The sequence below is a fragment of the Pseudomonas sp. W2Oct36 genome (assembly GCF_041060465.1).
GTDB lineage: Bacteria > Pseudomonadota > Gammaproteobacteria > Pseudomonadales > Pseudomonadaceae > Aquipseudomonas > Aquipseudomonas graminis_B.
Genome location: NZ_JAUERW010000007.1, coordinates 85120 through 107418 on the forward strand (window position 1 = coordinate 85120; position 22299 = coordinate 107418).

The 22299-nt window shown below is 58.0% G+C and carries 18 protein-coding genes, 1 tRNA gene and 1 pseudogene; 13 read left to right on the top strand and 7 right to left on the bottom strand.

The window, feature by feature from the left end; translation table 11 throughout:
• Position 1 precedes the first annotated feature (1 nt).
• The gene (locus QWI18_RS12175) at positions 2 to 1219 is read right to left on the bottom strand and encodes a type II secretion system F family protein (protein WP_369318924.1); all 1218 of its coding nucleotides are present in this window, start codon (positions 1217 to 1219) and stop codon (positions 2 to 4) included.
• A gap of 2 nt (positions 1220 to 1221) precedes the next feature.
• Positions 1222 to 2916, bottom strand: a complete 1695-nt coding sequence (gene pilB, locus QWI18_RS12180; RefSeq protein ID WP_369318925.1) for a type IV-A pilus assembly ATPase PilB — start codon at positions 2914 to 2916, stop codon at positions 1222 to 1224.
• A gap of 224 nt (positions 2917 to 3140) precedes the next feature.
• On the opposite strand from pilB, the gene QWI18_RS12185 reads away from it, so the two are divergent.
• From QWI18_RS12185 to QWI18_RS12205, 5 genes are all read left to right on the top strand, one after another.
• A complete protein-coding gene (locus QWI18_RS12185; protein WP_369318926.1) occupies positions 3141 to 3575 on the top strand; it encodes a prepilin-type N-terminal cleavage/methylation domain-containing protein in 435 nt (144 codons plus the stop codon).
• Positions 3576 to 3645: 70 nt separating this feature from the next.
• Positions 3646 to 3721, top strand: a tRNA-Thr gene (locus QWI18_RS12190).
• 529 nt (positions 3722 to 4250) lie between these two features.
• Complete coding sequence (gene yecR, locus QWI18_RS12195) at positions 4251 to 4706, top strand: YecR family lipoprotein (RefSeq protein WP_369318927.1); 456 nt, start codon at positions 4251 to 4253, stop codon at positions 4704 to 4706.
• Positions 4707 to 4793: 87 nt separating this feature from the next.
• Positions 4794 to 5000, top strand: coding sequence for a hypothetical protein (locus QWI18_RS12200; RefSeq protein ID WP_369318928.1), 207 nt, complete (start codon positions 4794 to 4796; stop codon positions 4998 to 5000).
• Between the two features lie 91 nt (positions 5001 to 5091).
• A complete protein-coding gene (locus QWI18_RS12205; protein WP_369318929.1) occupies positions 5092 to 5382 on the top strand; it encodes a hypothetical protein in 291 nt (96 codons plus the stop codon).
• Positions 5383 to 5711: 329 nt separating this feature from the next.
• On the opposite strand, the gene nadC is transcribed toward QWI18_RS12205, so the two are convergent.
• Entirely contained in the window at positions 5712 to 6560 is an 849-nt protein-coding gene (gene nadC, locus QWI18_RS12210; RefSeq protein WP_369318930.1) for a carboxylating nicotinate-nucleotide diphosphorylase, read from the bottom strand.
• 384 nt (positions 6561 to 6944) lie between these two features.
• Here nadC and QWI18_RS12215 point away from each other — a divergent pair, with 384 nt between their 5' ends.
• The 5 genes and pseudogenes from QWI18_RS12215 to QWI18_RS12235 form a co-directional block, all read left to right on the top strand.
• Positions 6945 to 9185, top strand: coding sequence for a DUF1631 domain-containing protein (locus QWI18_RS12215; RefSeq protein ID WP_192133104.1), 2241 nt, complete (start codon positions 6945 to 6947; stop codon positions 9183 to 9185).
• A gap of 124 nt (positions 9186 to 9309) precedes the next feature.
• The gene (ampD, locus tag QWI18_RS12220; RefSeq protein ID WP_296310638.1) at positions 9310 to 9858 is read left to right on the top strand and encodes a 1,6-anhydro-N-acetylmuramyl-L-alanine amidase AmpD; all 549 of its coding nucleotides are present in this window, start codon (positions 9310 to 9312) and stop codon (positions 9856 to 9858) included.
• Positions 9859 to 9873: 15 nt separating this feature from the next.
• Positions 9874 to 10710, top strand: a complete 837-nt coding sequence (ampE, locus tag QWI18_RS12225) for a regulatory signaling modulator protein AmpE (protein ID WP_369318931.1) — start codon at positions 9874 to 9876, stop codon at positions 10708 to 10710.
• Between the two features lie 365 nt (positions 10711 to 11075).
• Positions 11076 to 12485: a putrescine-ornithine antiporter gene (potE, locus tag QWI18_RS12230; protein ID WP_369318932.1), complete on the top strand. Its 1410-nt coding sequence runs from the start codon at positions 11076 to 11078 to the stop codon at positions 12483 to 12485.
• Positions 12482 to 14764: pseudogene (locus QWI18_RS12235) on the top strand (Orn/Lys/Arg decarboxylase N-terminal domain-containing protein); the annotation flags it as partial. The gene potE and the pseudogene QWI18_RS12235, both read left to right, overlap by 4 nt.
• A 45-nt stretch (positions 14765 to 14809) precedes the next feature.
• On the opposite strand, the gene QWI18_RS12240 reads toward QWI18_RS12235, so the two are convergent.
• The 4 genes from QWI18_RS12240 to QWI18_RS12255 all read right to left on the bottom strand — a co-directional run bounded on the left by QWI18_RS12240 (position 14810) and on the right by QWI18_RS12255 (position 17895).
• Entirely contained in the window at positions 14810 to 15082 is a 273-nt protein-coding gene (locus QWI18_RS12240) for a hypothetical protein (protein ID WP_296310633.1), read from the bottom strand.
• A 103-nt stretch (positions 15083 to 15185) separates the two neighbouring features.
• Positions 15186 to 16034, bottom strand: a complete 849-nt coding sequence (locus QWI18_RS12245; protein ID WP_369318933.1) for an HPP family protein — start codon at positions 16032 to 16034, stop codon at positions 15186 to 15188.
• A gap of 2 nt (positions 16035 to 16036) precedes the next feature.
• Positions 16037 to 16240, bottom strand: coding sequence for a hypothetical protein (locus QWI18_RS12250; RefSeq protein WP_369318934.1), 204 nt, complete (start codon positions 16238 to 16240; stop codon positions 16037 to 16039).
• Positions 16241 to 16716: 476 nt separating this feature from the next.
• Complete coding sequence (locus tag QWI18_RS12255; RefSeq protein WP_192133090.1) at positions 16717 to 17895, bottom strand: sugar transporter; 1179 nt, start codon at positions 17893 to 17895, stop codon at positions 16717 to 16719.
• Between the two features lie 407 nt (positions 17896 to 18302).
• On the opposite strand from QWI18_RS12255, the gene QWI18_RS12260 reads away from it, so the two are divergent.
• From QWI18_RS12260 to QWI18_RS12270, 3 genes are all read left to right on the top strand, one after another.
• Positions 18303 to 21074 (top strand): autotransporter outer membrane beta-barrel domain-containing protein, encoded by a 2772-nt coding sequence (locus QWI18_RS12260; RefSeq protein WP_369318935.1) that lies wholly within the window; start codon positions 18303 to 18305, stop codon positions 21072 to 21074.
• Between the two features lie 119 nt (positions 21075 to 21193).
• On the top strand, positions 21194 to 21397 hold the full coding sequence (locus tag QWI18_RS12265) for a DUF6021 family protein (RefSeq protein WP_369318936.1): 204 nt from the start codon (positions 21194 to 21196) through the stop codon (positions 21395 to 21397).
• Between the two features lie 280 nt (positions 21398 to 21677).
• Positions 21678 to 22133, top strand: coding sequence for a lysozyme inhibitor LprI family protein (locus QWI18_RS12270; RefSeq protein WP_369318937.1), 456 nt, complete (start codon positions 21678 to 21680; stop codon positions 22131 to 22133).
• The last annotated feature ends 166 nt before the right edge of the window (positions 22134 to 22299 follow it).

Sequence of the window (22299 nt, forward strand, 5' to 3'; positions counted from 1 at the left end):
GTTAGACGACTTGTCCGAGCTTGAAAATGGGAAGGTACATGGCGATCACGAGTCCGCCGACAATGACACCGAGGAAAGCCATGATCATAGGCTCCATGAGGCTTGTCAGGCTGTCGACCATGTTGTCGACTTCGTCCTCGTAGTAGGTCGCGACTTTATCGAGCATAGAGTCCAGCGCGCCGGATTCCTCTCCAATCGCGGTCATCTGTATGGCCAGCATCGGAAACACGCCGGTGCTCCGCATGGAGAAATTGAGTTGCATGCCGGTAGAGACGTCCTGTTTGACTTTGTTGACGGCGTTCTTGAAGACAACATTTCCGGTGGCGCCAGCGACGGAATCAAGCGCCTCTACCAGAGGAACGCCTGCGGCGAACGTCGTGGACAAGGTCCGTGCGTATCGCGCTACTGCGGATTTGTACAACAAAGGACCTATAACGGGCATCTTAAGGAGTGCTCGGTCAAGGCCGTTTCTAAACTTTTCGGAGGTTCGGTAAGCACGCCGAAACAGGAAAATACTTAACACGATCCCACCCAGCAGCATCCACCAATATTCTTGAACAATTTTGGACAGCCCGATTACCATTAGCGTGAATGCTGGGAGCTCAGCTCCGAATCCATCAAAAATGGTCTGAAACTGGGGTACAACTTTTAGCAGCAAAATGCCCGTCACGATAAACGCGACCACGACGACAGCAATTGGGTAAGTCATCGCTTTTTTAATTTTAGCTTTCAGCGATTCGGTCTTCTCTTTGTAGGTCGCGACTCGATCCAATAGTGTTTCAAGGGCACCTGCCTGTTCCCCTGCATCTACCAAGTTGCAGAAAAGGTCATCGAAATATAACGGCTTTTGCCTTAGCGCCGTGGCGAAGCTGTGCCCCGCAGCAACTTCTTGTTTAATCTCGTCTACGAGCTTGCGCATGTTCGGGTTGTCGTGCCCCTCGCTGATGATGTCAAAGGACTGCAGCAAGGGGACGCCCGCTTTCATCATCGTAGCCATTTGGCGACTGAAAAAAGCAATGTCCAGAGGCTTGATCTTCTTCCCTTTGCCGAAAATCGAAACGGACTTTTTACGCACTTTGGTCGGATTAATACCCTGCTTACGCAGCTGAGCTTTTACCAAAGCCGGGTTGTGCCCATTAATCTCGCCGGTAACCTTGGTCCCCTTCTTATCCAGCCCTTCCCAAGCATAGAGACTGACTTTTACTGCTTTGGTCACCATACTTAATCCTTGGTTACCCGGTTTATTTCCTCAAGACTTGTCAAACCCTGCATTGCCTTCATCAGCCCAGACGTTCGCAGATCATTGAAACCATCTCTGCGCATCTGTTCAGAGATCTGGATTGAGTTGCCTTCCTCCATAATGATGCGCTCCAGCGCCGGCGTACTCTTCACCACCTCGTAGATACCTACTCGGCCTTTGTAGCCGCCATTGCAGTGCTCGCAGCCCACTGGTGAGTAAAGCTGGAACGAGCCAATTTGCGACTCGGGGAAACCTTCCGCAATCAATGTCTCCCGAGGGATCTCGACTTCCTTTTTGCAGTGCGTGCAAAGTTTGCGTGCTAGCCGTTGAGCGATGATCAGGTTAATCGCCGTTGCAATGTTGAACGCTGCTACGCCCATGTGGTGTAGGCGGGTCAGCGTTTCGGCCGCGCTGTTGGTGTGCAGCGTAGACAGAACCATATGGCCGGTTTGCGAAGCCTTGATAGCAATCTCGGCGGTTTCGAGGTCTCGAATTTCCCCAACCATTATCACGTCAGGATCCTGACGTAAGAACGCCCGTAGAGCCTGTGAGAAGTCCATACCTTGACGCGGGTTGACGTTAACCTGATTGATGCCTTCCAAGTTAATCTCAACCGGGTCCTCCGCAGTGGAAATATTGATGTCCACGGTGTTGAGAATGTTCAGCCCTGTGTAAAGCGACACCGTTTTACCCGAGCCAGTTGGTCCAGTGACGAGGATCATGCCCTGGGGTTGGCGGAGCGCCTCTAGATATAACTCCTTCTGTTCAGGCTCATATCCCAGCGCGTCGATACCCATTTGTGCAGTGGTAGGGTCCAGAATCCGCATCACGATTTTTTCTCCCCACAGAGTGGGCAGCGTGTTGACCCGGAAGTCGATGGCACGATTTTTCGAGATCCTGAGTTTTATGCGACCGTCTTGAGGTTTCCGGCGCTCCGAAATATCGAGGCTCGCCATGACCTTCAAGCGCGCAGCAATGCGGCCTGCCAAGTGGATGGGCGGCTTTGCTACCTCATGAAGTATGCCGTCTGTGCGAAGCCTTACCCGGAAGATCTTTTCGTAGGGTTCGAAGTGCAGGTCAGATGAACCAAGGCGGATAGCGTCCATCAGCATTTTATTTACGAAGCGAACGACCGGAGCATCATCGGCGTCTTGGCCGGCAATGGCAGTTTCTTTGCTCTCATCGACCGCCTCTATTTCGAGACCAAGGTCAACATCCGCCAAATCTCCCATGCCTGCGTTGCCGTCGAAAAACTTATCAATGGCGGCGGTTAGCTTATCGTCTTCGACCAGAATCGCTTCAGTTGTCAGCCCTGTGCTGAACTGGATGTCAGTAATGGCTTGATGGTTAGTGGGGTCTGAAATCCCTACAAATAACTTGTTGCCCCTGCGCCAGAGCGGGAGCGCGCAGTGCTGGCGAATGAGTTTTTCACTGACCAACCCTTTTGGTTGGGTTTCTTTCTCAAGGGTGCCTAGATCGAGAAAAGGAATGCCGAACTGGTCCGAAGCGACTTCGGCCAGCGTTATGCTTTTCAACAGCTTTGTTTCGACGAGATGATGAACCAGCGAAACCTTGTCACGCCGCGCTTGTTCGTGGGCTTTTTGCGCCGTTTTTTCTGTGAGCAGCTCAGCTATAACGAGTTGTTTAGCCAAGCCGGTTAGGACGACATCAGTCATTACAGCCACCAGATCCAGACATTGAATCGTTTATAGCCTAGTCAAGCTTGGCTGCCAAATTCGCAATGCGAAGGTGACGGAAATTGTCACTTTGTGCTGACTCCGCGTGTCCTGTGCGACTGCAATCGCGGAGAACGGGTCAAAAGTTTAAGCGGTTACAAGCTGGCACGTTGCGTGCATTGACTATTTTGAGCAACACCAAATTGACGCTTGGAGTAGTAGCGATGAATTTACAAAAAGGTTTTACGTTAATTGAGCTGATGATTGTCGTGGCGATCATCGGGATCCTTGCCGCGATCGCAATCCCTCAATATCAGGATTACGTGGTGCGCGCGCGCTGGGCTGACAACAACACTGCGATTGCTCCTGTGAAAGCAGCAATCGCAGAGTGCCTGCAGACTAACAACAGCGTCCTCGCCAGTTGCGACACCCCCGCAAGGCTGTTGACGACCGTCGGGTATGCAGGTCTTCCTGCTGCGACCCCTAACATGAACGCTGTGGTTATGACTCCTGGTACTGCGGCAATCGTGGTAACTGGTACAGCGGCGGCAGGTGGTTGCACTGTCACTTGGACGCCGGGCGTTGCTGATGCTAACCGCATCACTTGGGCTAGTGTGACAGGCGGTGGCTGCACTCGTTCTCGTACTGGTGTGAACTAACGACACCGCCAGAGTCGGCGTTTCGTAGGTGGGGCTGGCTAGAGCTTTTACTTACACCACAACGCTTTTCGCCGAAATAGCTCAGTCGGTAGAGCAGCGCACTCGTAACGCGAAGGTCGTAGGTTCGATTCCTATTTTCGGCACCAGAAACGCAAAAAGCCCGGTCCTCAAGACCGGGCTTTTCGTTCCAGCATCTGCAGCAATCCGCCAACCAGCGAACCTCCATCGGAATCCCGTCCTCACAGTGAGTATTTTGCCGATTCGCTGGCGTCGGTACGCTTAGCGTCCGGTGCGAGGACGAATTCGCCTGACTAAATGGCGTGGTTCGGATTCGGAATTTTGTCTACCTCGAGAAGACCCCGCTGAATCCGAAAGCATTCCGAGAGTTAGTCTCGAGACGCATTAAATGCGAGAGATGGCACCACAAGTCGTTGCGTTGTGCCGCGTTGCTGATGATCGGCACTGCGTTACTCGTGATGTGAAGTGGTGCGCAACCTGTGCTCACATCAGAAGCGGAGCTATCTGTCGGCTGAAAGCTGCCGCCACAGCGATACGCTTTGATATATTCCGCGGACATTTTTGCCCCTTCTCAACACAAGGATGTCCAGATGCGCGCAGTCTTGATCGCTGGCTTGTTCGTTTCGCTTGCTGCCTGCTCCACTCACAAGAATTTCTATGCAACAGGCGGAAGCCGCGCGGACGGCGTTATCGATGTGGCGTACGACTTCAATAGTCTGGAAACGCCGGTGCGTCGATAACAATCAGGCATACACCATCGCCAAGTCCAAATGTGCGTTGTGCGGCTATGCCGACGCCGAGCCGTTTGGTGGGAGGACGCAAACCTGTCAAGCGCGGCGAGGATTTGGCGAATGTTCGGCCTGGCAAGTTTCGATCAAGTACCAGTGCCTGGGCAATTTGGGGCAGGTGTCGCAGCCTGTGAATTACCTAGGGTCTGGCACCCCGGTAGCTCCTGCCCAGGTGCGTGCCCCGTCCTATTCACCAAACCCTGCCGCTGCGGCGCAACCGATGAGCAAGGAGGATTTCCAGCGCGAGCAAGTACAGAAGTTGATGCAGGAGAACGTCTCGTATGAGGAATATCAGCGGCGGTACCGGATGATCATGGGGCAGTAACAATGCTTCAATGAAACGCTATTCCTCCTCATGGCCCAATGCGACGGCTAGGTCATTATTCCCTGCCCAGCAAAAGGATGCGCGAGCATGTTTGATACCCTGACCGAAGAGATTTTTCGTGTTGCCTGCTTCCCCATCGGTTGGCCCTTGGTGCGGCTGGTCACGCTAGGCAAGTATCCATCGAAGGGCTCATGGCTTGCCTGTACGCCGGAAGCTGAGTGGACTGCTGCTGTAGGGCTTGCCATTTTAGTCGTCGCATTGATGGCAGCCATGAAACAGTTCGTTTTTTCTTAGCGCGTCAATAACATCGCCGAGAGGTGCGATCACTGGGTGCGTATCCTGGCAAACCTGGAGACCCAGGAATCGATGAGGAGACCCGCAGGAGATGAGATACAAAAGGATTTTGACGCGCATCGTCGTGTACGGCATCTACTCCGCCTGCCTACTGCTGTACGCGCTTTTTCAAGGGTCTGAATACGATTGGATGAACACTGGCTCGCCGCTGGATGCACCATCGGATTGGGGAGAAAACGGCTCCAGCAATCGGTCTGTGCTAAGAGGACTGGCGGTCGCGACAGCGATCGGAATGCAGCTGTTGATCTACGGCAACTTCACCACGCGTGAGGCAATCTTGACGTCTATCTTGCTCGGAGTCGTGCTCGCAGTATTTTGGTAACTAGAATCCCATGACTAACCTTTGAACTTGGAAGGGTGCAACCCAGGCGAGGGCCGCATTCCTTTTCAGGCGACGCGGCCCACATCCCATATCCCGAATCAACAAATCCCCGGCGGAATCCCGTCCTTATTGAAATCCTTCAACCGTTCCTTCTCCTCCTCAGTCGAGTGAGCCGGAACGTCTTCTTCAGGTTCGACAGGTTGCTTCTCGTCAGCCATCGTCATTTCCTCATCGGTCTAATCAACAATCCAATCTCAAGAACCTCGAGCTCCTAACAAGCAGAGCCCGATCACCCGGCGCAGTTCAACCTTTAAGAGGCTGCCACCATCTCAAAGGCTCAACCGCATCGACAAATCCACCGCCTTCACATCCTTAGTCAGCGTCCCGATGGAAATATAATCAACACCAGTCTCAGCAATGGTACGCAAAGTCGCATCAGTCACACCGCCGCTGGCCTCAAGCTTGGCGCGTCCGGCAGTGAGGCGCACGGCTTCGCGCATGTCGTCCAGGCTCAGCTCATCAAGCATGATGATGTCGGCACCGCCGTCGAGGGCTTGCTTGAGTTCGTCGAGGCTCTCCACTTCGATTTCCACGGGTTTGCCCGGCGCAATCTTGTGCGCGGCGGTGATGGCTTCCGCAATCCCGCCACAGGCAGCGATGTGGTTTTCCTTGATCAGGAAGGCGTCGAACAAGCCGATGCGGTGGTTATGACAGCCGCCGCAGGTGACGGCGTACTTCTGCGCCATTCTCAGGCCGGGGAGGGTTTTGCGGGTGTCGAGCAGGTTGACCTGAGTGTCCGCGACCATGTCGGCGTAGTGCTGCGCGCGGGTGGCGACGCCTGACAGCAGCTGCAGAAAATTGAGTGCGCTGCGTTCGCCCGTCAGCAGCGAACGCGCGGGGCCTTCCAGGTGGAACAGCGCCTGATTCGGCTGCACGCGATCGCCGTCAACGACCTGCCAATGCACCGCGACGCGCGGGTCAAGCTGACGGAAAACAGCATCGACCCACGCTGTGCCGGCGATCACCGCTGCGTCGCGGGAGATTACAGTGGCCTTGGCCAGGCGCTCTGCCGGAATCAGCTGCGCGGTGATGTCACCACTGCCCACATCCTCCACCAACGCACGGCGCACGTTGGCTTCAATTTCGGCAGTGAGGGCGTCGAGACGTAGGTTTGGCATATCAGGCTCCACGAACTAACTGCGCCGAGTATATGGCAGGCGCGTGTACCAACCTATGTAGGCCACGTGTCCATTCGGGTGCATAACCTGCACTTTGTCGGTTTTTTCCTCGCTTATGCGACAGATTGTGATTTTGAGGGTCTATCGCTGCGCACGTCCCTTCGCCGCCTCCTATTATTCCAATCAAGGCGAAGTGTCCGCTGGCGAGCGGCCCGGATTTACCTGATACTTTCGCCTTGTATTTGACGTCATAGCGTTGACGTTAGCCTGCAACATCCCCAGGGATAAAATGTTGAGATCCGTTTGAATGGAGTCAAGTCTTCATTCGCTGCGGGGTGTAGCTGTTGTTAAAGCAGTTGTGTCGACGGTGTGAAGGAGTCCTTGATGCAGAACGACGGAAACAAAGTGGTGCCCTTGAAGGCAGGTGCGGATCATCCGGGATCCTCGCCTGTCGCTCGGCTGCCCGTCGTTTTGCTTCAGGTTCGTGACCGAGCCGCGCAGCAGTTGAAGGAAAGCCTGCAGACGCTGTTCGATAACGCTGACGACACGCTTTTCGAAATGGCCGACCGTGCTCACAACAACGCTGAGCAGAACATCTTCTTCGAAGCCATGCGCGACTTGCGTCTGAAGCGCAAAAGCATCGAGCGCAACTTCCTCGACAAATTCTTTGAAGCATTCCTGCGCCTGGGTCAGTACGAAGTGGCCGAGCCCCCGATGCCCGAGCCCGTTTCCTACGACAAGTTAGCCTTGGTCCATAACGATGATCTCGAACGCACCGTTGCGGTTGACGCCATGGTGGTCAAGGTCATGAGTCGCGACGGTATCGCCCTCGGTCAACTGACCACGCGTTTGAATGTTCTTATCCCTCAGCCGTTGACCGACGAGACCAATCCCTTGGGACCGACGCTGCTGTGCGACTATTTCCTGCAGGCCGGGCGCAGTCTTGGCGTTGAAATCAAGGTGAAGCTGATCATTCTCAAGTTGTTCGAGAAGTACGCCTTGAGCAACGCCGATCAGCTCTATGAGGAAGCCAACCAGTTGCTAATTTCCGCAGGTGTATTGCCGGAACTGAAGGCGTTGCCGTCCCGTCGCTCCACTGATCGTATCGCCAGCGTGCCGCCTTCGAGCGAAGCCTTGCGTGCCGACAACGCCGCTATTCTCCAGGCGACCGAAAGTCTCGATAAAAGCGTGCAGGACGTGTTTTCCGCGTTGCAGGAGTTGCTGGTGCATGTGCGTGGCCACCTGACGCCGCGCCCCGAGTCGGTGACCGATGCGCGTCCGATTTCCAGTCAGGACTTGCTGCGTCTGCTGTCCCACTTGCAGCAGTACGTACCGAAAGCCGAGGAGAGCGACGACTTCGACCTGCGCGCCCAGCTTGAGCAGTTGATCAGTCGTGTCAGCGCGAGAAGCGGCAAGTTTCGCGTTGTGGGTACGATGGATGAGGACGTCATCAACCTCATATCGATGTTGTTTGAATTCATTCTCGACGACCGCAACCTGCCAAGTTCGCTGCGGGCGTTGATCGGCCGCTTGCAGATTCCGATGCTCAAGGTCGCGGTGATCGACAAGAGTTTCTTCAGCCGTGGCAGTCACCCTGCGCGTCGGCTGCTGAATGAAATCGCCTCTGCGGCGCTCGGTTGGGGTGGTCGCGACGACACCCAGCGTGACTCGCTTTATGCCCGCATCGATCAAATCGTCCAGCGCCTGCTCCACGATTTCGTCGATGACCCGGCAATCTTCACTGAGCTGCTGGTGGACTTTCTGGCCTTTACCGGCGACGAGCGTCGTCGCAGTGAGTTGCTTGAGCAACGCACCCGTGACGCCGAACAAGGCCGCGCACTGGCAGAGTTGGCCCGTCAGCGGGTGCAGCAGGCGCTGAACGATCGCCTGCTCGGCAAGACCCTGCCGCAGGTCGTTGTTCGCCTGTTGCAAGAGGCGTGGAGCAAGGTGCTGTTGCTCACGTGCCTCAAACACGGCGATCAGTCAGTTGAATGGACGTCAGGCCTTCAGGCGATGGACGATCTGATCTGGAGCGTCGAGTCCCATGACGAGCCGGAAGCACGACAGCGTTTGCTCGAGCTGGTGCCTGGGTTACTCAAGTCCCTGCGCGATGGCTTGAGCAGTGCCGCCTTCGATCCGTTTGCCACCAGCGAATTCTTCAGTCAGCTCGAAGCGCTTCACGTCCAGGCGTTCAGCCACGTGACGAAAGCACCTGGCACGACCACCGTTGGCGACCAAGTCGCGTCTGATCATGGGCCGACGATGATGGCCGTGGTCGAAGAGATCGTTCTCGTTGGGCCGGGCGAGCAGATTCAGACCGAGCCATCGATGCAGTTGCCTGCCGACGACGAAGGTTTGATGCAAGTCGAAAAGCTTCGCCTGGGCAGTTGGGTCGAGATCCAGGAAGACGAATCCCATAAGCTGCGCTGCAAGCTGGCCGCCATTGTTGATCCGAGTGGGCGCTATGTGTTCGTCAATCGCACGGGTATGAAGGTGCTTGAGAAAACCCGCATGGGCCTGGCGGTGGAATTTCGTCGCGGCGCTATTCGTGTCCTCGACGACGCCCTGCTGTTCGACCGCGCCCTTGAGTCGGTACTGGGCAATTTACGCAAGCTGAAGGGCTAGGGCGCAGATCGATCCTACGACTTCTTGCTTCGAATTCGCGCAACCTCAGGGTAGATTCGCCATCCACATCCTTTCCTGTCGCGGGCATACTGCGCGCTGTTGTTTCACGTCCTAAGGATTTTCCATGCATCTGGACCCTGCCACCGGCTGGTGCCACGGCGCGCAGCATTGCCCTTCACCCAATTTCAATGCCCGGCCTGATAATGAAATTTCGTTGCTGGTGATTCACAACATCAGCCTGCCGCCCGCGCAGTTCAAGACCGGCAAGGTCCAGGCGTTTTTTCAGAATCGGCTGGACGTCACAGAACACCCTTACTTTGAAGGCATCGCTGAACTGCGGGTGTCTGCGCATTTCCTGATTGAGCGCGATGGAGCGGTCACTCAATTCGTGTCGTGCCTCGACCGTGCCTGGCACGCAGGTGTCTCGATCTTCGACGGTCGAGAGACGTGCAATGACTTTTCCGTTGGCATCGAGCTTGAAGGCACGGATGATCAACCTTTCACCGGCGCGCAGTATGAGGCGCTGATCGAGTTGACCCGCCAGTTGCAGGCGGCGTGGCCAGCGATCACGGGGCAACGCATATGCGGTCACAGCGACATTGCACCGGGGCGCAAGACCGATCCGGGTCCGTGTTTTGACTGGGAGCGGTTTCGTGCCGCCCTGGACGTTTGAAGTGAGGAGCAGCTAATGAGTTTTCTGGTTTTGCTGCTGGCGGTCTGGATCGAGAAGTTTTCGGCCCTGCGCCAGCGCATTCAGCGCGACGGGCCATGGCTCAATCAATTGAGCCGGTTGGAATCCAATCCACGCTCAGCCAAGCGACCGTGGTGGATTTTAATGGTGACGGTTGTGCTGCCTTTGGTGGTCCTTGCCCTGGCATTGGTGATTGTCGGCTCGGTGGCCTACGGCTGGCTCGCGCTGCCGATCCACTTGCTGGTGCTGATTTACAGCCTCGGCCGTGGCGACGTCAAAGCCGCGCTCGGCTCGTTTCGAGATGCCTGCCGTCGAGGCGATCAGGAAGCGGCGGTGCTGGTTGCCGAACGCGACCTTGGGGTCCAGGCCGAGAATGAAGAACAGCTACTGGGCGGCGCTCAGACATATTTGCTGTGGCAGATTTATCAGGGCTTTTTTGCGGTGATTTTCTGGTATTTCGTGCTCGGCCCTGTTGCGGCGTTGGCCTACCGCTTACTGGCCCTCGCCTCGGAGCACGGCAAAACCCCGGCACTGGTCGAGCGTGCGACACAGGGAAGGCATGCCTTTGACTGGGTGCCCGTGCGCTTGCTGGCCGCCAGCTTTGCGCTAGTGGGCAACTTCGTCGCGGTCAGCCGGGTGATGCTCAGCGAACTGCTCAACTGGAACATCAGCGCCTCCCGCCTGATCAGCAAAGTCGGCTGCGTTGCTGGCGAGGTTCCTGCGCCCGTGGTGGGCGTCGAGGGCGTCAACAGCCTCGACGTGCTGTGGGAACTGCTCATCCGCTCGGCCATCGTCTGGTACGTCGGGTTTGCGCTGATCACGTTATTCGTTTGAAACGTCGGGAGCCGGCAAGCCGGCTCCCGCCTGTTCAGCCCTCGCTTCGCTTGGTCCAAAAAGACCTGTCCGAATTGACCGGCGTTGCCGCTTCGCTACCTGACCACTGATTGATATAGATCAATACCCCTCCAGTCCTTGACGCTATCCTCTTTTGCCTTCGGCAAGACGCCGCCATCCCTCTGAACTGACAGTTCTTCTTAACGTTATTCACCCTTCAAACACATAATTAGCCCAAGTAAAGATGGCTTGTCGCCAGCAACTAGCGGCCGGCCGTTCTTGATTAACAAGACGCTGTTTTCTTGATTAACAACAATCCTTTGCTATAGCTAAATCCTCTCACCTTTTGCAAACAGGGCAACGGAATGTCAGTCGCTAAGAAAATGAGCGTCGGTCAGCTCACGATGTTGACTGCGGTCAACATGCTCGGGTCCGGCATTGTGCTATTGCCCACCAAACTCGCCGAGGTGGGCGGCATTTCCATCCTGTCCTGGCTGATTACGGCCACCGGTTCGCTGGCTTTGGCCTACGCTTTTGCGCGGTGCGGCATGCTCAGTCGCAAGACCGGCGGCATGGGTGGATACGCGGAATACACCTTCGGTAAATCAGGTAACTACATCACCAACTACACCTACGGTTTGTCGTTGTTGATTGCCAACGTGGCCATCAGTATCACCGCAGTTGGATATATACAGACGCTGTTCGATATCAAGTTGGGTTCGCTTCAAGTTGGCCTGGCCACCATCGCGCTGTTATGGATCACCACGTTCGCCAACTTCGGCGGCGCACGTATTACCGGCAAGATTGGCGCGGTGACCGTATGGGGCGTTATTGCTCCGGTGGTGCTGGTATCGACGATCGGCTGGTTCTGGTTCGACAGCAGCACGTATGCGGCCGGATGGAATCCCCACGACAAAACCTGGTACGAGGCAGCGGGCGCTTCGGTAGCGATTACCCTGTGTGCGTTTCTCGGCCTGGAGTCGGCGTGCGCCAACGGCGATGCGGTGGAGAACCCCGAAAAGAATGTGCCCATCGCAGTGCTTGGCGGGACACTTGGCGCAGCAGTGATTTACATCGTGTCCACCAACGTCATTGCCGGCATCGTCGACAACGCGGCACTGGTTTCCTCAACGGCGCCGTTCGGGCTGGTGTTCGCCAAGATGTTCAACCCCATGATCGGCGACATCATCATGGGGCTCATGGTGCTCGCCTGCGTCGGCTCGCTGTTGGGCTGGCAGTTCACGGTGGCGCAGGTGTTCAAAAGCTCCGCAGACACCGGTTACTTCCTGCCTATCTTCGCCAAAGCCAACAAGCACGGGGTGCCCATCATCAGCATGCTGATCCTGCTGGCGATCCAGACCGCCCTGGCGCTGCTGACCATCAGCCCTGACCTGGCCAAACAGTTCGACACACTGGTCAATCTGGCGGTGGTCACCAATCTGGTGCCGTACATCCTGTCGATGGCCACGCTGATGACCCTGCAAAAGGTCTCCAACGTGCCGCCGCAAAAAGCCCTCATCACCAACATCGTCGCCGGGATCGCCACCGCGTACAGCTATCTGGCGCTGTACAGCTCCGGCGCCGAGGCGTTGATGCTTGGCGGTGTGGCGACCATCGTCGGTTACACCCTGTTCGGCTTCGTCAACACGCGCCTGATCAAGCTTGAAGCGCTGAACAACAGCGTGCCGACCCAGACCGTTTCCGCGCAGCACATCGTCGGCGAGCCGATCCCCGTCAACAACCTGAACCTGGCCACCCTGGAGACTCGACCATGAGCGACAACAGACACCTGCTTGGCATGCTGGCGCTGCTGGTCAGCAGCCAGCCCGACAAACGCAGCGTGTTCGGCCGGGCCCTGATCCAGCTGATCAGCGATGTAGAAGACCGCGCCATCAGCGTGCTGACCTCCGAAAGCCTCAGCGACGCGAAGTCGATCCTCAGCACCGATCCGGCGATCCAGTGTGTGTTGCTCAGTTGGGAAATGGACAGCAGCGACGACCACAAGCAATGCATCGATCTGCTCACCACGCTGCGTGAGCGCAACACGCGTGTGCCGGTGTTTCTGATCAGCGATCGCAGCACGGCATCGAGTGTGCCGTTGATCGTCATGCAGCACGCCGATGACTTCATCTGGCTGCCGGAGGACACCAGCCGCTTCCTCAGCGGACGCATCATGGCGGCCATCGAACGCTACCGTCAGGCGGTGTTGCCGCCGATGTTCGGTGCGCTGCTGAAGTTTGCCCGCAGCTACGAATATTCCTGGCACACCCCGGGACACGCCGGCGGTACGGCCTTTCTGAAAAGCACGGCAGGCCGAGCCTTCTACGAGTTTTTTGGCGAGAACCTGCTGCGCTCCGACCTGTCGATTTCCGTCGGCGAACTCGGCTCGTTGCTCGATCACAGCGGCCCGATCGGCCAGGGCGAGCGCTATGCGGCGAAGGTGTTTGGCGCCCATCGCACGTACTACGTAACCAACGGCTCGTCGATGTCCAACCGGGTGATCCTGATGGCCAGCGTCACTCGTGACCAGATCGCCCTGTGCGACCGCAACTGTCATAAGTCTGCCGAACACGCGATGACGCTGTCCGGCGCCATTCCCACCTACCTGGTGCCCACGCGCAACCGCTTCGGCATCATCGGCCCGATCCTGCCGCAGACCTTGAGCGCCGAGAGCGTCAAAGCCGCCATCGCCAGCAACCCGCTGGTCAAAAGCCACATCGACCCGACGCCGGTGCATGCCATCGTCACCAACTCCACCTACGACGGCCTGACCTACAACGTCACCCGCGTTGAAGAGCTGCTGGGGCAGAGCGTTGACCGGCTCCATTTCGACGAAGCCTGGTACGGCTATGCCCGGTTCAATCCGCTGTACAAGGACCGCTTTGCCATGCACGGCAGCCCGGATGATCACGATCCGTCCAAACCCACCGTATTCGCCACGCAGTCAACTCACAAGCTGCTCGCGGCGCTGTCCCAGGCCTCGATGATTCATGTCCGTAACGGCCGCAACCCGATTCCCCACGGGCGGTTCAACGAGTCCTACATGATGCACGCGTCGACCTCGCCCAATTACGCGATCATGGCGTCCTGTGACGTCAGCTCGGCGATGATGGAGGCGCCTAGTGGGCAAATTCTGACCAACGAATCCATTGAAGAAGCGGTGGCGTTCCGCCAGGTCATTTCGCGCATGCAGACCGACATGCTGAGCCAGGACGACTGGTTCTTTTCTTGCTGGCAGCCGCCTACGGTTCAGGTCGGGGCCACGGCGATTGCATTTCACGAAGTCGATCCGGTTCGGCTCAAGACTGACCCGAACTGCTGGGTCTTGCACCCCAACGAGGTGTGGCACGGCTTCGGCGACATCGAAGACGGCTACTGCATGCTGGACCCGATCAAGGTGTCCATCCTCAGCCCGGGGATGGGGGATGACGGCAACCTGATGGACTTCGGCATTCCGGCCTGCTTGCTCAGTGCCTACCTGGGGCACCAAGGCATCATCGTTGAGAAGACCACCGACTTCACCATCCTTTTCCTGTTCTCGATCGGGATCACCAAGGGCAAGTGGGGCACGCTGGTCAACGCGTTGCTGGACTTCAAGCGTGACTACGACACCAACCTGGAACTGGAGCTTTGCCTGCCCGAATTGCTGACGGCGAATCAGCAGCGCTATGCCGGCATGGGCTTGAAAGATCTGGCAGAGGACATTTTCGCCGCGATGAAAGAGACCAAGACCACAGCGGCCATGTCGAAGGCGTTCGGCACGTTGCCCAAGGCCGAATTCAGCCCGGTGGAGGCGTACGAGAAGTTAGTCAAAAACGAGGTAGAGCAGGTCACCCTGGAAGAGGCCGCCGGACGAATTGCCGCGACTGGCATCGTGCCTTATCCGCCTGGCATTCCGCTGCTGATGCCCGGGGAAAACGCGGGCCCTGCAGATGGGCCGTTGCTGGCCTATCTTCGGGCGCTGGAAGGCTTCGATCGGTCATTCCCCGGCTTCACCCACGACACCCACGGGATTGAAAGCGAAGCGGGGGTGTATCGGATGCTGGTCTTGAAATAACTGCAGCGCTGGAAGGGGTAAACCGTCTGGCGCCCCTCCGGCTCAGTTGCTCTGGGCCTTCTGCAGCGCTTGCTGCGTCAGCGCCACACATTCACGCCCGCCGTCATCGTTGTGCCGCGCCAAGGCTGCTTCGGCGCGGTGCACGGTCGTGTCGATATCGCTTTTGACCGCATCGCTGAGATGGGGGTTGGCGACTTTCGCGTCACGAACCTTGCTCAGGTTCATCTGGCACTGATTGTTGTCGTCGTTGGCATTTGCCGCGAAGGGCAGGGCACATGCAGTCAGGAGCAAGCCGGCAAGCAGGGCGTGTTTCATGTGGGTTTCCGCAGAATTAGGGGTGTGGCTCGTTATCGGTACGAGCCTTGTGCATCAGACCTCAGATTCCGGATTTCTGCCAGTGGGTGCCGGACGCTGGCTATCAGTTGACCAGCGTGATGATGCCCACCACCTTCTTGTCACCATCCAGCACCGGCAGGTATTTGCTGTCATTTTTGGCGAGCATTTTCATCGCGTCAGCCATCGAATGATCCAGCGAGAGGCTTTGCGTACTGCGCGAGAGAATCCGGGCGGCGTCGATATCGGAACGGTTGCGTCGCAGCGCATGGGCTTCGGTCTTGTGCAGAATCTCCTCAAGGTCCTCGCGAGAAACATCGACGAACTCGCCCATTTCCTCCAGCTCCTTGTCGAGATCTTCAGCGTTGAAGCCGTCGCTGTTGAGTGGCACCTGTTCGGGCGTCGGCAGCTCACTGGCCTGCGCCTTGGGGTAACGCACCCTGGTCAGGTTGTTGTAGATCAGCGCGCCAGCCAGCAGACACACTGCGTTGAGCATCACCGGGCCAAGCACTTGAAGGCCCATGGGCGACAGCTCGTTCTTCGAGGTGACGATGCAGATCGCGACCGCAGCAGCGGGCGGGTGCAAACAGCGGAGCACGCACATGAGCAGGATGGACGAGCAGACCGCCAGGCTAGCGGCATTAATGGTGTTGCCGAGCAGCCTGATGGACAACAGCGCCACCAGCGCGGCGATCAGGTAACTGCCGAGGATCGCCCACGGTTGAGCGAGCGCGCCGGTCGACACCGCGAACAGCAGCACCGCCGACGCGCCCACCGGCCCCAGCAGGTGCAGCGTGATGTCGATGCCGTACAACTCGCGGCAGAACACCGCGCTGACGAAGATGCCCAGGCACGCGCCGATGGCGGCACGCGACCATTCGGCAGGGTGGGTGTTTAGCGAGTGGGGGATAAAACTACGCAGGAGGTTTTTCACGATCAACACATTTCAAGAGAGAGGATAAAAGCGTTGAAGCCCACCACCTCATTGCTGAAGTGGTTTTCCGCCGAAGGCATCATGAAGGCGCCGAAGCGATTGTTCTCAACGAGACCGTGGCCGTTCTTGCGGGCGATGACATGTTGTGAGTAATAGTTCTTTCCAAATGTTGGAAAACTAACGTGCAACGTGACGTCTCGGGTCATGTCGATTGCTCCGCATGTAACAGAACGTTGAAAGCGTGAAAGGTGCTGATAAGTGTCAGCTACTTGGCCTTAGTTGGCCGGTGCCACAACACGACTGTCCTCATCGTCCGCGGTCATCAAGACCGATCCCAGATCGAAGAGTTTGAGGGCGACGACGTAGCTGGTGAGCGCTGCGAGCGTCAAGCAAGTAAGGAGATGAACGATCATTTTTCCTGCCCTCGGTTCGTGTTTGGGTGTGAGGGCGATGTTACGCCCATCAGTTTTGAGCGGAAGGCATTAGCGGGAATGTTGGTTATCGATGGGAATGATGGATCGTTCGCCGTGGCGCGGCGAACGCAGTTCATGTGGGAGTGAGCTTGCTCACGAATACGGGCTTTCAGACGCTGGCTGTCTGGCGGATACACAACTGTTTGCGAGAAAGCTTGAGCGACATCACGGTCGCTCGCGCCTTCCATACTGCGCTCGGCGTTTCGTCTTTATGCCCGAATGGTTTCGCCATAGCGATGGGTCGCCAGGCACGCCAGCAACAAACCACTGATCGCGACCATCCCGCCCACCAGTCCGATGTTGGCCACGCCGAGCTGGCTGATCACCACGCTGCCCAACAGCGCGCCGCCGCCGATGCCAATGTTGTAGATGCCCGAATGCAGCGCCATGGCCACGTCCGTGGCGTCCGGCGCCATCGCCAGGACCTTGGACTGCATTACCAGACCAAAGCACATGATCGCCATGCCCCAGACCACGCTCAGCGTACCCATCGACGATGAGTTGCCGGACAGCGGCAGCAGCAGAATCAGACACGCCGCCAGGGCGCCGATCGCAGTGATCAGCAGGCCGCGCGGGTAACGGTCGTTGTAGCGGCTGAAGATCACCGACCCGACGATCCCGGCGCCGCCGAACAGCAAGAGGATAACGGTGGTCATGTCGCCATTCATCTTCGCCACGATCTGTGCGAACGGTTCGATGTAGCTGTAGGCCGTGAACTGCGCCGTCACCACCAGCGCCGTCAGCAGGTAGAGCGACATCAGCGCCGGGCGCTTGAACAGCATCGGCAGGCTGCGCAACGAGCCCGAGTTCTGGCTCGGCAGCAGCGGCAGCGACTTCATCAACACCAACACTGTAAGGCCCGAGGCAATGGCAATCGCCAGGAAGGTTGCGCGCCAGCCCAGCGCTTCGCCGAGCACGCGTCCCAGCGGAATGCCGAGCACCATCGCCAGCGCTGTGCCGGTTGCCAACAGACCGAGGGCTTGAACCTGCTTGCCCTCCGGTGCCACTCGCACCGCCAGCGATGCGGTCACCGACCAGAACACGGCGTGGGCCACTGCGATACCGACGCGACTGACCAGCAGCATGCCGAAGCTCGATGACAGGCTCGACATCACATGGGCGGCGATGAACGTCAGAAACACAAACAACAGCAACTTGCGCCGCTCGATGTTGCGGGTCATCAGCATCATCGGCAGCGACGTGAGGGACACGATCCACGCATAAACCGTCAGCATCAGGCCGACTTGGGCGGTGGTCATGTCGAAGCTATGACCGATGGCGCTCAACAAACCCACCGGTACGAATTCCGTGGTGTTGAAGATGAACGCTGCCAGGGCCAGCGCGATCACGCTCAGCCAACTTCCGGTGTGTGCATTAGTGGTATTCATCAATACGAATGCCCTCCTGAAGAATTCGGTTTGCCGTTTCCCCAGTGAAAAACGCCGACAAGCAGAAAGACCGCTCGAGGCGTGTGCCTGGGCGGTGCATGCGGTCAGCTGAATATTATGAGTATGGGGAGATGCGACGAGATGTTGCGGATTCTACGCCGTTGTCATCGTTGTCACAACCGCGGCCGGGCGCGGTCGCCGGGTCACAAGCCGGTGCTGATCGAAGGCTTCAGGCGTGTGCCTAAGCGGCGTTTTCCCGCAACGCACCTGTGGATAAGGCTCGCGCCGTTTGACATGTCGGGGTTTGTATCCTTCGCTTGTACTGTCAGGGCGACAATTGGACGCACTTGCTTGAGTGCGCTCTTTATAGGGATGTAAGCACGCGGGTCATTCCGCAGGACGTTGTGATGAAACAGCCCGATCGGGCATTTTTCCGCCAGTTTCTCCGTGTGTCTTGTGTATCAGTGCTGTTGCCAGTCACGCCGATCGAAGCGGCTTGCACGTTGGTGTCAGGGACAGGAAATGACAACTACGTATGCGACAGCAGCACCAGTCCGGGCCTGGTCGATCTGGCCGGCGATAACGTGCTGACATTTCCAGCTGGCGGCACGGGCGTGGTGACGGGCAACATCCTGTTTGGCAACGGCGCCGACCGGATTGTCATGAGCTCCGGCCGGGTGCAGGGCACCATCAACCAGGGCGCGGGCACAAACGTGATGGTGATGGAGGCCGGGACCATCACCGGCAGCCTCATGCAGGGTCCCGGTATCGACAACTTTTTCATGAGCGGCGGCACCCTCCAGTCACTGGCGCAGGGTGATAGCCGCGACGTGTTCTCCATGAGCGGCGGGACCATCGTCGGGGCGTTTGAAGACGGTGATGTCGCGACCCTCAGCGGCGGCACCATTGGCCGCGTCGACATGAAGCTCGACAACAATCTCTTCGACATGTCGGGCGGCCGGATCATCGCCAACCTCGTCACCGGTTTCGGCCGCGACACTATTGTCGTTTCGGGCGGCAGCATTGGCGGCAACATCAGCGTCAGTGGCGGCAACGACAGCATCAGCGTGAGCGGCGGGACGGTATCCGGCGAAATCCGCGCCAGCTTCGGCGACGACACGTTCGCGTGGAACGGGGGCGGAGTGATCCAGTCCTCCGTGCTGATGGGCGACGGCAATGACCGCGCTTCAATCAGCAACCTCAATGAAAGCACGCTGATTTCGAACCCTTTGCTAGACGGCGGACTGGGTAATGACCAACTGACGTTTTTCCAGACCCTCAGCGCCGGGGCCGGGCGCTACCTGGGGTGGGAAGCGATTGATCTCACCGGGCAGTCGCGTTTCACGCTCGACACCGACCTCTTTCTTGGCGACAGCGTGAGCAACACCGGCACGTTCAACATCGACAGCTCCAGTACGTTGGAGGTGACCCAAGGCGCCATTCGCCCGTACGCCGCAGGGCAGCTCGCCTCGTTGAACAACGCCGGGACTGTCGATATGACCGCCAACAGCGTCGTGGCCGGCGACACACTTACCGTGTACGGCAACTACCTGGGCAATAACGGCCGGTTGCTGCTGCAGACGGTTCTAGGCGACGACCGCTCGGCCAGTGACCGACTGGTGGTGTCCCAAGGGGCAATCAGCGGCAACACCCAGCTGGGCATCAGCAACCTTAACGGGCTGGGCGGACTGACACAGGACAACGGCATCGAAGTGGTGCAGGCCGTCAATGGAGCGACCAGCACCAACGACGCTTTTGTGCTCGGCAACCGCGTCGTGGCCGGCGCTTACCGCTATCAGTTGTTCAAGGGCGGCGTGACGGCCGGGACCGAGAACAGCTGGTTCCTGCGCTCTTCGGTGGCTGCGGTCCGAAGCCCATTGAGCGTACCGCCGCCCACCGCACCGCCTGTGGTGGATCCGACACCCCAGCCCGTCACGCCGTCGCCTGTCATTCCGACGCCTATACCAACGCCTATACCAACGCCTATACCAACGCCTATACCAACACCAACACCAACACCTGTTCCCGTGCCAGTGCCAGTGCCAGTGCCAGTGCCAGTGCCTCCGGTCCCTGTCGATCCGGACGAACCGGCCGTTGAGCCACCGACCCTTGCTCCCGTCCCACCGCCTGCTGCTCCGGTTACACCCTCCGTTGCGCCTGCCGTTGTCTCGCCAATCCCGGCCCCGTTAACGGCACCATTGCCAACGGCGTCGCCCGGCGCCGAGCCCATCCCGTTATATCGCCTGGAAGTGCCGATCTATTCGGTGTTCGTGCCGGCTGCGCAGATCATGGCGCGTGAAGCGCTGGGCACTTTTCATGATCGTCAGGGCGATCAAAACCTACTCAGCGGTGCGCCCGGCGGATGGGCGCGGCTGTATGGCAGCGACATACGCAGGGACTGGGCCGGCGATGCCTCGCCGCATTTCGATGGGTCGACCAAGGGCTACCAAGTGGGCCACGACCTGTATGTCGCACCGACTGATTCCGGCCGGGTGCAACGCGCTGGCGTCTTCGTCGGCCAGAGCCGGTTACAAGGCAGCGTCGAGGGATTCGCCGAAGGCTTCAAGGGCACAAAAGCCGGCCGCATGAAAATCAACGGCGACCACTTCGGCGCCTATTGGAGCCTGGTCGACCCGGGCGGCTGGTACCTGGACGCCGTCGCCATGGGCACACGTCTTGGCGGCAGCAGCCGATCCGATCAAGGCATCAGGCTCGACACCGACGGCCATGCCATCAGCCTGTCTCTGGAAACGGGCTACCCGATGGCCGTCTCCGAACGCTGGGTCGTTGAACCTCAAGTGCAGGTCATCCACCAACGGATCGACCTCGACCGCCAGAACGACGGCATCTCCAACGTCTCGTTTGACGCACAGGACTACTGGACGAGTCGAGTCGGCGCGCGCTTGAAGGGTCGATACTTGATCGACAACTTGCCCGTCGAACCCTACCTGCGCGCGAACGCCTGGCAGGTGCTGGATGGCAAGGACACCGTGACCTACAACGGCGTCGACCGGATCAAAACCCGACACAGGTCCTCATCCACCGACATTGGCGCTGGCTTGATCGTTGGTGTGGCGAAGGGAGTAAGCGTGTACTTCGCGGTGGACTACGCCGCCCAGCTGGACAGCAATGAACTGGCGGGAGTCAGCGGCAGTATCGGCATTCGTGCGAGTTGGTGAGCCGTGTGATGGGCAGGCGATTTCGAAACCGCCCGTCTAATCCGCGGCACTTGGCGCGCTTGTGGGCTTCTCATGGTCATGGTGCGGACAACTCGCACGTAAACGAGGAGATCGAATTCATGGCTAATGACGCTTCGCTTACAGGGACCAGCGCGCAGACGGATCCGGATAAGGATCTTGGGTTTAATGAGGAATCGCCCGATGTTTCCGACCCGCAGGTAGACCCGACTGAGCCCGCGCGGACCGAAAACGATCCGGTGACTGAAGAGCCAACCACTCGCCGTGGGAATGATGAGCTGTTGCCGGGGAAGGGCGGGGTCTGATCGACTCGCGCTGAACCCAAAAGCCCTGCTGATTCGAGCGGGGCTTTTTTATGGCAAAAAAGAAATAAAGGACTGACAGGATGGGGGAGCATCTCCGATTGTGCAGCTGAACTGTTTCGGAGCAGCGTGAGATGAAAAGGTCAGGCACTTGCTGTTGACGGGGATCGGCTTAATGCTTGCCATTAATCATTCGAAACGGGGCAGCAGGGTAGGGATTGTGCGCGGCCTGCATCTCCGGCAGCATGCCGGCGCTTACTAATCACCTTCAGGGATGAGAAACATGAAACGTGTGTTCACAGTGTTTGTTATAGCGGGATTGCTTGCGACCGGCGTATCACATGCCGATGTCGGCCGAGAGGAAGAGCTGGCTAGGGCGGTGGACCAATTCGCGGCGAAGCTGGAGGCAGAATGGAAGCGGTGTTTGAGCAACCCGAATACGCGAACGACAAACGATAGCGAACGGTGCGCACTTGTAATGATGCAAGCGGCTAATGACGCGGTGAAACAGAAGTACCAGGAGAAGCTTGTCATTACTCAGCAGTACGCCGAGCAGGAAATGCTATCAAAAGGCGTTCCGGCCCTGCTTCCGCAGGCGCAGGAGGCATGGGAGCAGTACGTCAATGCGGATTGCCGAGTCGTCGGTGCGTTGATAACCGGGACAGCAAGCACTACCTATCAGCTTGTGTGCGAGTACAAACATCAGATCCAACGACTACACGCCCTTGACGAATGGTGAGTTCGGCAACCGTCCCCTTGAGATCGTTGTTGCTCAGGCTGAAGCCCGATGAAATGAGGCGAAGCCTACCGGGCTGAGGGTGTCGTCAAGCTTGGCTTCTACAGACAAAACCGGCCATAAAGGCACAAAAAAAGCACTTGCGCAAAGCGCTAAGTGCTTGATTTGT

What these genes read in the sequence shown, in the direction of transcription:
- ampE (WP_369318931.1), top strand. Translation starts at nt 9,874, where the DNA reads ATGAGTTTTCTGGTTTTGCTGCTGGCGGTCTGGATCGAGAAGTTTTCG.
- potE (WP_369318932.1), top strand. Translation starts at nt 11,076, where the DNA reads ATGTCAGTCGCTAAGAAAATGAGCGTCGGTCAGCTCACGATGTTGACT.
- QWI18_RS12265 (WP_369318936.1), top strand. Translation starts at nt 21,194, where the DNA reads ATGGCTAATGACGCTTCGCTTACAGGGACCAGCGCGCAGACGGATCCG.
- QWI18_RS12200 (WP_369318928.1), top strand. Translation starts at nt 4,794, where the DNA reads ATGTTTGATACCCTGACCGAAGAGATTTTTCGTGTTGCCTGCTTCCCC.
- nadC (WP_369318930.1), bottom strand. Translation starts at nt 6,560, where the DNA reads ATGCCAAACCTACGTCTCGACGCCCTCACTGCCGAAATTGAAGCCAAC.
- QWI18_RS12255 (WP_192133090.1), bottom strand. Translation starts at nt 17,895, where the DNA reads ATGAATACCACTAATGCACACACCGGAAGTTGGCTGAGCGTGATCGCG.
- ampD (WP_296310638.1), top strand. Translation starts at nt 9,310, where the DNA reads ATGCATCTGGACCCTGCCACCGGCTGGTGCCACGGCGCGCAGCATTGC.
- QWI18_RS12250 (WP_369318934.1), bottom strand. Translation starts at nt 16,240, where the DNA reads ATGACCCGAGACGTCACGTTGCACGTTAGTTTTCCAACATTTGGAAAG.
- QWI18_RS12215 (WP_192133104.1), top strand. Translation starts at nt 6,945, where the DNA reads ATGCAGAACGACGGAAACAAAGTGGTGCCCTTGAAGGCAGGTGCGGAT.
- QWI18_RS12240 (WP_296310633.1), bottom strand. Translation starts at nt 15,082, where the DNA reads ATGAAACACGCCCTGCTTGCCGGCTTGCTCCTGACTGCATGTGCCCTG.
- QWI18_RS12270 (WP_369318937.1), top strand. Translation starts at nt 21,678, where the DNA reads ATGAAACGTGTGTTCACAGTGTTTGTTATAGCGGGATTGCTTGCGACC.
- QWI18_RS12205 (WP_369318929.1), top strand. Translation starts at nt 5,092, where the DNA reads ATGAGATACAAAAGGATTTTGACGCGCATCGTCGTGTACGGCATCTAC.
- pilB (WP_369318925.1), bottom strand. Translation starts at nt 2,916, where the DNA reads ATGACTGATGTCGTCCTAACCGGCTTGGCTAAACAACTCGTTATAGCT.
- QWI18_RS12185 (WP_369318926.1), top strand. Translation starts at nt 3,141, where the DNA reads ATGAATTTACAAAAAGGTTTTACGTTAATTGAGCTGATGATTGTCGTG.
- yecR (WP_369318927.1), top strand. Translation starts at nt 4,251, where the DNA reads ATGCAACAGGCGGAAGCCGCGCGGACGGCGTTATCGATGTGGCGTACG.
- QWI18_RS12175 (WP_369318924.1), bottom strand. Translation starts at nt 1,219, where the DNA reads ATGGTGACCAAAGCAGTAAAAGTCAGTCTCTATGCTTGGGAAGGGCTG.
- QWI18_RS12260 (WP_369318935.1), top strand. Translation starts at nt 18,303, where the DNA reads ATGAAACAGCCCGATCGGGCATTTTTCCGCCAGTTTCTCCGTGTGTCT.